We start from the raw sequence: 11,106 nt of genomic DNA, 5'->3' as shown, positions 1-11,106 counted from the left end.
TCGATGGCGCGTCGCAGGCCTACGAGGCGCCGCAGGGGGAGATGGAAGAGGCGCTGGCGCGCATCTGGTGCGAGGTGTTGGGCGTGGAGCGCGTGGGCCGCCACGACAACTTCTTCGAGCTCGGTGGTCACTCGCTACTCGCCTTGCGCATCGTGGCGCTCGCGGGCCGCCATGCGAATCCGCCGCTGCATGTGGACCTGCAGTCGCTGATGAGCCGGCCCACCATCCGTGAGCTGGCCCGCGTCTCGGAACTGGGCGCTGGCGCCCGGCCGCTCGTACGGCTCAACCGGGCGGTGGACGGTGTTGCGCCGCTGTTCTGCGTCCATCCGGTGCTGGGCACTGCCCTCGGCTACCTGCCGCTCGCGAGGGCGCTGGACGGGCTGCGGCCCGTCCATGGCCTGAGCTGCAGGACGCTTGGCGATCCCGCGCACCGATACGAGTCCCTGGCCGCGATGGCGAGCGACTACGCAGCCTCGATCCGCGAGCAGCAGCCGTGCGGCCCCTGCCATCTGCTGGGCTGGTCCTTCGGCGCGCCCCTGGCGGCGATGGTGGCTGCGCAGCTGGAACGCCAGGGGCAGCCGGTGGGCTTCCTCGGGCTGGTGGACGCGTCCTCGCCGGCGCAGCATGCGCAGCGGCCACCCGGCGATTGGCGCGAGGACTATGCGGGCTTCCTGAAGGAGATCATGACCGTGTCCCGACCGGGGGTGGCGGTGCCGGACGGCATCTGCGATCCGCTCGAATCCGAGCTGCCGCTGCAGGCCTGGACCGAAGCCACGATGCAGGCACGGCGCCTGGCGCCGCACGGCCTGTACGAAGGGCTGTCGGCGCAGGCCGTGGTGCGGCTGTTCCTGACCGGCCGCCATATGAGCACCCTGATGCGGCGTTTCCCCGCGTCGCTCGACCACCCGCTCGAGGCCCAGGTGGCTTTCTGGTGGGCCCGCGACCGGACCGATGTGGCGATCGCCGATATCGAGCGGCAACTGGGCGTGCGGCGTGCGTCGCACAGCCGCATCGATGCCGACCACACCGGGATCGTCTCGGACCCGTTCTTCCTGCAGGGTCTCGCGCGCCTGCTGGCGCCTGCCGGGTAGTGGCGCAGGGCCGGCTCTGTCCGGCCCTCGCGCCTACCAGCGGTAGGTCGCCGTCGCGTTCACCGAGCGCGGATCCCCGTAGAAGCAGTTCGTGGCGTTCAGGCAGCTGCCGATGTAGGTCTTGTCAGTGAGGTTGCGCAGGTTGAGCGCGAGGCTCCAGGGGCCGGTGTCGTAGCCGATCATGGCGTCCAACAGGGTGTAGCCCGGCACCTTGACCGGCGCCGCCTCGTTGTAGCCTCGGTTGGAGCCGACGTAGCGGGCGCCGAAGCCGACGCGGATGCCGTTGGCGAAGCGGTAGTCCGCCCACAGCGCCACGCGGTGCTCCGACACCGCCGTCAGCTGCTTGCCGATCTGGGCCGGGTTGGCGCTTTGGGTGACGTCCGCCTTCGGTGTCCAGGTGTAGCTGGCGGTCAGGTTCAGGGCCTTGACCGGCTGCACGGTGGCCTCCAGCTCGAGGCCGCGCACCGTCACCTCGCCGGTGACGCTGGGCATGCGACTGGCATCGAACGTCACGTAGTTCTGGCGCCGCAGGTCGAACACGGCCGCGCTGTAGCTGTCCTTGCGTCCCGGCGGCTGGTAGCGAAGGCCCGCCTCGTACTGGCGGCCGGTCTCGGGGTCGAAGGGACGGCCGTTGCGCGGATCGATGGTGGTCGTCGGCGAGAAGGACTGGGAGTAGCTGAGGTACGGCGCGAGCCCGTTGGGGGCGAGATAGACTAGCCCCGCGCGGCTGGTGAACTTGCCGTCGCGCTGCTCGGTGAAGCTGCTGTTCAGGCGGTTGTCGGTCTCGATGTTGGCGCGGTCGTAGCGCCCGCCCAGCGTCGCCACCCAGTGCTCGCCGAAGCGGATCTGGTCCTGCACGTACAGGCCGGTTTGCGCCAGCGTCACCTCGGCATTGCGGTAGGGCGCCGGCAGCACGATGGGGCCGCCGTAGACCGGCGCGTAGACGTCGAGCGTGGGCACGGTGCCGCCGAAGAACTGCACCTGGTCGAACTTGCTGCGCTGGTAGTCCAGGCCGATCAGCAGCTTGTGCTGCACGTCGCCGGTGCGGAAATCCGCCTGCACCTGGTTGTCGATGGTGAAGCTGGAGATGTCGTCCGTGCCGCCGAGCGCCGAGCGCGCGACGCGCCGGAAGTTCGCCGGGTCGGCCGGGTTGGCGCGGTTGACACTCAGGAAGCCGCCGGGCTTGTAGATGTCCTTGTAGTCCGACTCGAGCCGCCCGTAGCGCATGTTCTGGCGCACGGTCCAGGTGCTGTCGACGCGGTGCTCGAGCTGGTAGCCCAGCATCCACTGGTCGAGGTTGTACTGGCTGAAGCCCGGCTCGCCGAGGTAGGTCGAGCGGGAGATGCGGCCATTCGGGTTGGGCTGCAGCGTGCCGACTGCGGGATAGCTCTGGTAGGAGCTGCCCGCGCGGGTGCGCAGGTAGCTCGACAGCAGCGTGAAGGTGGTGTCTCCCGAGGGCTTCCACGTCAGCGACGGGGCGATGTAGAGGCGGTCGTCGGGCAGCCCTGCGAGCGACAGCTCGGCATCGCGTACCAGGCCGGTAATGCGGTAGAGCAGCTTGCCCTCTGCATCGATCGCGCCAGAGAAATCGCCCGCCAGCTGGCGCCGCGAATTCGTGCCGAGCTGGGCCTGGAGCTCTCGCACGGGTTCTTCCGTCGGGCGCTTGCTCACCACGTTGACCATGCCGCCCGGCCCGTTCTGGCCGTACAGCACCGACGAGGGTCCGCGCAGGATCTCGATGCGCTCGGTGCCGTAGTTCTCCGTCTGCCAGGCCCCGTAGCCGCCGCCGCTGTTGTTGCGCAGCTGCAGGCCGTCGAGGTAGAAGCCCGGCGACAGCGCGTCGAAGCCGCGCAGGTTGATCCAGTCCATGCGCGAATCGGAGCCGTAGGGCGAGATGTCCACCCCCGGCGTGTAGCCCATCGCATCGCGCAGCCGGGTCGCCCCGATCGCCTCGATGCGCTCCGCCGTGATCACCGAGAGCGATTGCGGCGTCTCGATCACCGGCGTGTCGGTCTTGGTGCCGGTCGCGCTGCGCCGCGCGAGGTAGCCGCGGGCTGGGCCGGTGGCGCTTTCCCGATCGGCCTGGGCGGCCACCGTGACCTGCGGCAGCATGTTGGCGGCGGCACCAGGGCTCGCGGCGCGGCGGATGGCATAGCCGCCGCCGGCGGTCCGGGCGGCCTCGAGCCCAGAGCCGGCGAGCATCTGCTGCAGGGCCTGCGCCAGCGTCAGCTGGCCGCTCACCGCGCGCGATTGCATCCCGCTCACCACGTCGCCTGCGGCGAAGACCTGGATGCCGGTCTGGCGGGACAGCTCGTGCAGCGCCGCCGCGAGGGGCTGGGCGGGCAGCTGAAACTCGAAGCGCCGGGCCGCCACCTCTTCGGACGCCTGCGCGGCGGCGGGCGCCGTCCAAGCGGCGAGGGCGGCACCCAGGGCCGAGGCGAGCAAGGCATTCATCAAGGACGGACGAGGCTGGGAAGGCATGGTGTCGAGATTCCGGGAAGGTTCTGAAGAGAAGAAGAAAGAAGCAAAGACAGGCGCGGGCCGGGCGGCTGCCCGGATTCACGCTTCCATGCTTAAGACGTTTGACTTCAGAAAACAGAGACAGCCGGCGTCAGGCCGGCGCTCTCGCGCTCAGCGTGCGCGCAGTTCCACGCTGCCGTCCGGATGCGTGACAGCGTCCAGCGGCAGGATCGCCGGCAGTGCGGCGACCAGGCCCGCCGAGTCGCCGGCCTGGAAGCGGCCCGACAGCCGCAGGGCGTGGATGCGCGGATCGGCGCTGACGATCGGGCGGGCGCGGTAAGCATTGATGGTGGCCAGGGCCTCGTGCAGGCGCTCGTTGTCGAAGATGAGCCAGCCGTCGCGCCAGGCGGACAGCGCGGCGGGGTCGGCCTCGCGCACCGTGGCCGCGCCTTCGTGGATCTCGAGCACCTGGCCGGGCAGCAGGTCGATGGCGGGCGCGGCCTTGGTCGCAACCGTGGGCGCTCCGCGCTGCAGCACCTGCACGCGCACCTGGCCGCGCTCCACGCCGACATTGATGGGACCGCCCCGGTCGCGGACGGTGAACACCGTGCCCACTACCTCGACGAGCGCCTCGCGCGTGGCGACCACGAAGGGCCGCGCGGCGTCGCTGGCCACCTCGAAGCGCACTTCGCCGCCGTCCAGGTCGACTTGGCGGCGGCGGCGGTAGAGCCGGACCTCGATGGTGCTGCGCGGCGCGAGGTCCAGCCGGCTGCCGGCATGGCCTTCGTTGCCGTCGTTCAGCGCGACCTTCTGCATGCGGGCGGTCGGCGTTCGGTAGGACGCGGCGAAAAGCGGCTGCTCCCTGTACCACCACAGGGCACGGCCACCGAGCGCCCCGGTGCCCAGCATGGCGGCAACGGAAAGCAGCAGCCGGCGGCGCCGCGGCCCCCCTGCGGTTGCGGCAGGCGCTGCATTCGCGGCGATGGGTTCCCGGAAATGCGTGCGCAGATCTGCGGCCATGCCGCCAAGTGCATCCCAGCGTCGGCGCGCCTCTTGCGCGGCGGCCTGGTGCTCGGCGGAGCGGTCGCACCATCGAAGAAGCGCGGAGCGGGCGCCCTGGGCTTGCTGCTCCGGTGCGACTTCGCTTTGCGCGATCAGCGCGATCGCATGTTCGACCAGTCGTTCTCGCGCGGCGGTCGCCATGGCGTCGCTCAGCAAAAGTCTTCGGCGAGGCTGGGAGGCAGCCCGGTGCGGGCCGGCACCGTCTGCGCCTCGATCAGGTCCGAGCGCAGCTCGGCGAACACGCGCGAGCAATCGACGGTCGCACGCACCAGGTGCTTGGCCACGGCCATCTCCGTGATGCCGAGGCGTTGGGCGATCTCCGCGCGCGTGAAGCCATGGGCGCGAAAGAGCAGGAACACTTCGCGCCGCCGGGGCGGCAGCCGCTCCATCACCTCGACCAGCCGCGCCAGCACCTGCCGCTGGGCGACCACGTACTCGCACGAAGGCACGGTGGCATGGCCGTCGATCCCGGCCTGCTGGCTGGCCCAGTCCTGCGCGGTCTTGCGCCGGCGGGCCTCGTCGATGCACAGGTTTCGCGCCACGCGAAAAAGCAGCGCCCGCGGCGACTCGATGCCCACGCCCAGGTTTGCGCACGCGCTGGCGGCGCTGCTGCTGCGCGCCTCCAGCGCCTGGGCATAGACGCGCTCGAAACTGGATTGCGCGATGTCAGCCGCGTGATGCGGGTCCTTGAGGTCGCGGGTCAGCTGACGGCGCAGGTCCCCGCAGTGGACGACCAGTTCATGGATCAGATCGCGCATCCCGCCCCTTCCGCCATTGGCGATGGTCGAAGCCCGAGGCACCGGCCGCTCGCGCCGCGGGCGCATCCCAGCCTGGCCGTCGGACGGGCGGTTCGCGCTCAGCAGGGAAGGGAGCCGTCAGGCGCTCGGGAAGTAAATGAGAATGGTTCGCATTGTAAGCACAAAATCAGGTTGTTCAGGCCTGCACGGGCTGGCGGTCTTGCCACGCGCGCGCCGCTGCCCCCGGCAGGGCGGCGAGCAGGGCCCGGCCGATCTCGCCCGTGCGCACCGAGGTGACCGACAGCAAGGTGTCGCTCAGGCCATGCGTCGCCTCGCAGGCTCCCTGCAGGAAGATGGCGGGATGGAAGTCCGCAGCGCTGCGCAGGCGGTAGTGCCGGTCGGTGCGCAACTCGCCCAGGTAGGGCACGAGCGAGCGCAGCAGTTCCTTGTGCTGTTCGCGCTCGTAGCCCGTGGCGAGCACGATGGCGTCGTAGCGGATCGTGCTGTGGTGCCCACTGTCGCCATCGCGCAGGGTCAGGTGGACGCCGTCTGCCTCGGCACGCACGCCGCGGATCTCCTGCCGTCGCAGCAGGCGCAGCCGGCTGGCGCCGCTGACCTTCTGTTCATAGAAGAGCTTGAAAATCTGCTCGATCAGGTCCAGGTCGGCGACCGCGTAGTTGGTGTGCCAGAACTCGTCGAGCAGGGACGCGCGCTCCTCGCCGGAGCGGTGGTACACGTGGTCGGTGAATTCGGCATTGAAGATCTCGTTGACGAACGGGCTGTCGTCCGAGGGCCGCAGCGAGCGGCCGCGCGTGATCAGGTCCACCGCCGGCGCGCCGTGCCGCCCCTGCAGGTCCATGAAGATCTCCGCCGCGCTCTGGCCTGCGCCCACGACGGCGATCCTGCGAGCCTGCGCGTGCAGGGCGATGTCGCGCAGGTAGGTGCTGGAGTGGAAGACGCGCGGGTCGCCTCGCAGCGGCCGGAAGCACTCCGGAATCCGGGCCGCGCCGCCGACGCTGACGACCAGGTGGCGCGCCAGCCTCTCGTTCACCCGGCCTGCCGTGTTGCGCGAGCGAACGCGCAGCAGCGCGACCGCGCCGTCCTGCTCCTGCGGCAGCACCTCGAAGACCTCTTCGCCGTAGGCGCAGCGGTCCTCGAACTGCTCCGCGGCCCAGGCCAGGTAGTCGTTGAATTCGTGGCGGCTGGGCAGGAAGGTCTTGAGGTTGATGAAGTCGGACAGCCGCCCCTTCTCGTGGAGGTAGTTGATGAAGGTGAAGCGGCTGGTCGGGTTGCGCAGCGTCGCCAGGTCCTTGAGGAAGGAGATCTGCATGTGCGCGTGCCGCAGCAGCATGTGCGGGTGCCAGGCGAAGGCGCCCTGGCGCTCGATGAACAGGGCGTCGAGCGCCTGGCCGGCGTGGCGCTTCTCGTCGAGCGCGATGGCCAGTGCGATGTTCGAGGGGCCGAAGCCGATCCCGATCAGGTCGTGAATGTGCTGCTGCATGGGGCATCAACTCCTTGGTGGGCGGGCAGGGGCGGCGAGCAGGGCCAAACCCTGGTGAAGGGCCGGGAAGAGGCTGCGGTTGAAGTTGTTCCAGCGCAGCTCGAGAATCGAGTCCTGCGGGTCGATGCAGGTCTCGAGCACGTCGTGGATGACCTCCCCGGAATCGATGCCGTTGTCCACGTAGTGGAAGGAGGCGCCCGTCATGCGCACCGGGTCCACCGCGACCGTTTCCATCGTGTTCCAGTCGACCACCTTCTTGCCGCGCGCGCCGTGAAGCGCATCGAGCGTCGCATGGGCGCCGCGGCGCTCGTACGGGGAGCCGAGCCGGGTGATGCCCGGATGGATGTTGGCGATCCGGCGGTGGAAGCGGCTGCCGGGCCGCACGAGCTCGTCGAGGATGACCAGCAGGCCGTCGATCACCACCAGGTCGGCCTGCAACTGCAGCAGCTTGTGGAGCAGTCGCCGCTCGAAGTCGCTCTTGCCCTGTGCACGGTCAGCTGCATCGAGCGGAAGGCGCCTGTACGTGGAAGGAACGGAATGCAGGAGCCCGGCCAGGCCCCGGCCTTGCGCCTGCAGCGTCGGCGGGACGAACCAGTGCGCGCCATCGCCGGGAGCGAAGCCGTAATCCTTCAGCGCGGCCCGGTCGCGGGGCGAGTCCGGATCGTCGTCGAAGACGATGCCTTCCAGGCAGTACGCCTCCCCCAGCGCCGTGCGGTCGAGCGCGCCGGCCAGGTACTCCAGCGGAGACTTCATGTATCGGGGCTCGCCCTTGTAGTCGATGTGCTGGCCGGCCTTGTCGGCAGCCGCGTTTCGCAGGGAGCAGAGATAGATGAGTTTCGCCTTGGGCATGTGTTCGTGCGGTAGCTGAAATGCCGGTGCCGCACATGCGAGCGCGACGCCACTCGGGCAAGACGGCCCGGCGCACGATTTGTTCAACGCGGGTGCCGCTGAACAGGCGGGGGCCTCGAACGTCCTCAGGGCATGAAGGACCGCATGGACTTTGTTGTGTGCGCCCGCCAGGGGCGCGGACTGGTCGCCGCAGCGGCGATGGCGATCGGGTTCGCGTTGGTCGGTGCAGCGTGGTCGCGTGCGCCGGAGCCAGGAGCGGTGGCGCTGCGCCGGACCACCGACGGCATCCCGCACATCCGCTCCGACAGCTGGCGCGGCCTGGGCATCGGGCAGGGTTATGCGCAGGCGCAGGACGCGCTGTGCACGCTGGCGGAAGCCTTCGTGACCTTCGGTGGGCGGCGCTCCTACTATTTCGGCGCGGCCGGCAGGCCCGAGGCCCTGTCGACCTTCGGCAGGCCCACCAACTTGGAGTCTGATTTCTTCTTCCAGGCCTTCGCCGACGCCGAGGCGGTCGAGGCCTTCCGGCGCGAGCAGCCGGCGGCACTGAAAGCGCTGGTCGATGGCTATGCGGAGGGCTTCAACCGCTATGTGCGTGGCCTCGCCGCAGCCGCGGCCGCGGCCGGTGGCCGAGGTCCGGCGTGCCTGGGAGAAGCCTGGGTGCAGACGATACGGTCCGAGGACGTCTACCGGCGGATGATCGCCGCCACCCTGGCGGGCGGCTATGCGCGCTTCATTCCGGAGATCGTCAACGCGCGGCCCGCGGCAGCACCGCCGCCCGACACGGGGGACCGGCTCTCGCTGGGCGCGAGGCTCGCGGTGCCGGTCGGCGACCGGCATGGCATCGGCAGCAACATGCTGGCCTTCGGCGCGCGCGCGACGGGGCAGCGCCAGGGCGTGCTGCTCGGCAATCCCCACTGGTACTGGGGCGGGCCGGACCGCTTCTACCAGGCGCACCTGCGCATTCCCGGGCGGATCGACGCCGCGGGCGTGGCCTTCCTCGGCATTCCGGTGCTCATGATCGGCTTCAACGACCACGTGGCCTGGAGCCATACGGTGTCCGCCGCGCGCCGCTTCGGGCTGTTCGAGCTGGCGCTGGACCCCTCGGACCCCACACGCCACCTGATCGACGGCGTGTCCGAGCCGATGCGGGCCAGGGCGCTGAGCGTGGTGACACGCGCGGGCGACGGATCGATCGCGCTCGAGCGCCGCACGCTCTACAGCACCCGCTTCGGCCCGTTGATCGACCTGGGCCGCTACGGCGAGGCCTTCGGCTGGGGTGCGCGACGGGCGCTGGCCATGCGCGACGTCAATGCCGACAACCGGCGGGTGTTCCGCAACTTCCTGCGCTGGAGCCAGGCGCGCTCGCTGGACGAGTTCATCGCGATCCAGCGGGAGGAGGCGGCGATGCCCTGGGTCAACACGGCGGCGATCGCGCGCGGCGACGGCCGCGTCTGGTATGCGGACATCGGCGCGGTGCCCGCCATCACGGACGAGCTGCGGCTGGCCTGCGCGACCGGCCTCTCAAACGCACTCGCCGCGGTCGACCCGCGCACCCCATTGCTCGACGGCAGCCGCTCGGCCTGCCAGTGGGCGGCCGATCCGGGCGCCGCCCAGGCCGGCGCGTTGGCCCCGGCGCGCATGCCCAGCCTGCTGCGCGAGGACTACGTGGCCAACATGAACGACAGCTACTGGCTGAGCAACCCGCAGCAGCCGCTCGCGGGCTACCCGTCGATCCTGGGCGGCGAGCGCGAGCCGCTGACGCTGCGGGGCCGGGAAGGCCATCGCATCGCCGCCGAGCTCGCGTCCGGCGGCGCGCGTTCCGCGGCGGCGCTGGCATCGCAGCTGAAGCAGGAGGTGCTGGAGGCGCGGGCCTATTCGGCGGACCAGTTCAAGCAGGCGCTGCTGGCGCCGGCCTGCGCGGCCGGCGTGGCACCGGGCGCCGATGGGCGGCCGGTGGATCTGCGGCAGGCCTGCCGGGTGCTGCGCGACTGGTCGAACCGCGCGAATGCGCCGGATCGCGGCGCGCTGCTCTGGGACGCCTTCTGGGCCCGGCTGCAGAAAATCCCGGCACCGCAGCTGTACGCGGTCCCGTTCTCGCCAGAGGCACCGCTTGCCACCCCGCGCGAGCCGAAGGCCTCGGACCCGCGCGTGGCCGGCGCGCTCGCGGCGGCCGTGGAGGACCTGGCGGCCAAGGGCTGGCCGCTCGACGCACCGCTCGGCGCGCATCGCTTCGCGCGCAGCGCGGGAAAGCGAATACCGCTCTATGGCGGCTGCGAGGGCGGCTACTTCACCGCGGCCTGCAATCCGGGCGGCGGCGATGCGATGGGCGGCGGCGCGCTAGGCAACAGCTACCTGCAGGTGGTGTATTTCGGGCCGAAGGGCGTGGAGGCATCGACGCTGTTGGCACACGGCCAGCGCGAGACCGCAGTGGACGACGGCGCAGGCAGTGCGCCGGTTCTTCGCTACGCGCGCAAGAACTGGCTGCGTTTCCCGTTCCGCGAAGAAGAGATCGCCCGCGACCCCGGGCTCAGGAGCCAGGTGCTGCGGCCCTGAGCGCCGCCTTGGAATGCTCGGGCGCCAGGGGGCAGGCGCCGCAATGGCGGCCGCCGGGCAGCAGGTGCTGCAGGCAGCATTGCCGGTGCAGTTGCAGCGGCTGGAGGCCATCGCCGCCGCGCGCGAGGACCTCGCGCCGGCGGCCATGCAAGGGGTTGGTTTGAGTCCCCGGCTGCGCGGCGTCCCGGTTGTCGGCCCACACGCGCGTGTGCAGCAACCACTGCCGGTCGCGCGTGACGGCGGCAGAGCCAGCCGAGAGGGCGAGTGCCTGCATCAGGATCGGCTCCAGCTGGCGCGCCGCATTGCCCCACAGGATCTTGGGTGGCAGGTCGCTCAGGCGGCCCAGCGCCGCGAACAAGGGCGCCAGGTGCTCCCAGAGCAGCGGCGCGTAGCGCCTGGCGGTGTCGGTGCCCGGCAGGCCGTGGCCCAGCGTTTGGATGTGGAAGCCCGCAGGGGTGCCGTTTGCATCGAGCCTGAGCCAGATCCGGTCGGCCGCCGCCGGAAAGACATGGTGCAGCACGCTGGCGCCCGCCACCATGGGCGGCAGCAGCGCGGCTAGGTACCGCAGGCTCCATGCCGATGCGACCGGCCTCGGATGGCGCATGTCGGCACCAAGGTGTCGCGCATGGCATTGCAGCGCGTGCGCGAGCAGGGTGGTGGAGCGCAGCAGCGCGTCCAGCCTGAGGGCGCCGGGCGGGACGGTCGCCGCGTGCTGCAGGGTTTCGCCATAGGGCGCCAGAGGACCTCGGAACACCGGCGCGAGCAGTGGGATCATGCAGCGAGGACGCGCGGGCGCGTCGGGCGTTCATCCACGCCGCCGTTCCCGCATGAACATTGCGCGCGCCGGATCGTC

The 11,106-nt window shown here is 70.7% G+C and carries 8 protein-coding genes; 2 read left to right on the top strand and 6 right to left on the bottom strand.

Annotated elements, in window-relative coordinates:
- On the top strand, positions 1 to 1,091 hold a 1,091-nt coding region (locus ACMGEZ_RS27070), incomplete at its 5' end, for a thioesterase domain-containing protein (RefSeq protein ID WP_436825368.1).
- 33 nt (positions 1,092 to 1,124) lie between these two features.
- Here ACMGEZ_RS27070 and ACMGEZ_RS27065 read toward each other — a convergent pair.
- From ACMGEZ_RS27065 to ACMGEZ_RS27045, 5 genes are all read right to left on the bottom strand, one after another.
- Positions 1,125 to 3,572 carry a TonB-dependent siderophore receptor gene (locus ACMGEZ_RS27065; protein WP_436825367.1) on the bottom strand — a complete coding sequence of 816 codons (2,448 nt, stop codon included), beginning with the start codon at positions 3,570 to 3,572 and terminating at the stop codon, positions 1,125 to 1,127.
- Positions 3,573 to 3,722: 150 nt separating this feature from the next.
- Positions 3,723 to 4,754 (bottom strand): FecR family protein, encoded by a 1,032-nt coding sequence (locus ACMGEZ_RS27060; protein WP_436825366.1) that lies wholly within the window; start codon positions 4,752 to 4,754, stop codon positions 3,723 to 3,725.
- A gap of 8 nt (positions 4,755 to 4,762) precedes the next feature.
- Positions 4,763 to 5,371, bottom strand: a complete 609-nt coding sequence (locus ACMGEZ_RS27055) for an RNA polymerase sigma factor (protein ID WP_436825365.1) — start codon at positions 5,369 to 5,371, stop codon at positions 4,763 to 4,765.
- Between the two features lie 175 nt (positions 5,372 to 5,546).
- Positions 5,547 to 6,851, bottom strand: coding sequence for a lysine N(6)-hydroxylase/L-ornithine N(5)-oxygenase family protein (locus tag ACMGEZ_RS27050; RefSeq protein WP_436825364.1), 1,305 nt, complete (start codon positions 6,849 to 6,851; stop codon positions 5,547 to 5,549).
- A 6-nt stretch (positions 6,852 to 6,857) separates the two neighbouring features.
- Positions 6,858 to 7,700: a formyltransferase family protein gene (locus ACMGEZ_RS27045; RefSeq protein ID WP_436825363.1), complete on the bottom strand. Its 843-nt coding sequence runs from the start codon at positions 7,698 to 7,700 to the stop codon at positions 6,858 to 6,860.
- A 144-nt stretch (positions 7,701 to 7,844) separates the two neighbouring features.
- On the opposite strand from ACMGEZ_RS27045, the gene ACMGEZ_RS27040 reads away from it, so the two are divergent.
- Positions 7,845 to 10,253: a penicillin acylase family protein gene (locus ACMGEZ_RS27040; RefSeq protein WP_436825362.1), complete on the top strand. Its 2,409-nt coding sequence runs from the start codon at positions 7,845 to 7,847 to the stop codon at positions 10,251 to 10,253.
- On the opposite strand, the gene fhuF is transcribed toward ACMGEZ_RS27040, so the two are convergent.
- Positions 10,228 to 11,028 carry a siderophore-iron reductase FhuF gene (fhuF, locus tag ACMGEZ_RS27035; RefSeq protein ID WP_436825361.1) on the bottom strand — a complete coding sequence of 267 codons (801 nt, stop codon included), beginning with the start codon at positions 11,026 to 11,028 and terminating at the stop codon, positions 10,228 to 10,230. The two genes, ACMGEZ_RS27040 and fhuF, sit on opposite strands and share 26 nt — an antisense overlap.
- Between the last annotated feature and the right edge of the window lie 78 nt (positions 11,029 to 11,106).

Source organism: Variovorax stachyos, assembly GCF_051400855.1.
Taxonomy (GTDB): domain Bacteria; phylum Pseudomonadota; class Gammaproteobacteria; order Burkholderiales; family Burkholderiaceae_C; genus Variovorax.
The sequence above is the reverse complement of the archived record's forward strand: the minus strand, read 5'-3'. Positions and strand labels throughout refer to the sequence as shown.

What these genes read in the sequence shown, in the direction of transcription:
- ACMGEZ_RS27045 (WP_436825363.1), bottom strand. Translation starts at nt 7,700, where the DNA reads ATGCCCAAGGCGAAACTCATCTATCTCTGCTCCCTGCGAAACGCGGCT.
- ACMGEZ_RS27055 (WP_436825365.1), bottom strand. Translation starts at nt 5,371, where the DNA reads ATGCGCGATCTGATCCATGAACTGGTCGTCCACTGCGGGGACCTGCGC.
- ACMGEZ_RS27050 (WP_436825364.1), bottom strand. Translation starts at nt 6,851, where the DNA reads ATGCAGCAGCACATTCACGACCTGATCGGGATCGGCTTCGGCCCCTCG.
- ACMGEZ_RS27040 (WP_436825362.1), top strand. Translation starts at nt 7,845, where the DNA reads ATGGACTTTGTTGTGTGCGCCCGCCAGGGGCGCGGACTGGTCGCCGCA.
- fhuF (WP_436825361.1), bottom strand. Translation starts at nt 11,028, where the DNA reads ATGATCCCACTGCTCGCGCCGGTGTTCCGAGGTCCTCTGGCGCCCTAT.
- ACMGEZ_RS27060 (WP_436825366.1), bottom strand. Translation starts at nt 4,754, where the DNA reads ATGGCGACCGCCGCGCGAGAACGACTGGTCGAACATGCGATCGCGCTG.
- ACMGEZ_RS27065 (WP_436825367.1), bottom strand. Translation starts at nt 3,572, where the DNA reads ATGCCTTCCCAGCCTCGTCCGTCCTTGATGAATGCCTTGCTCGCCTCG.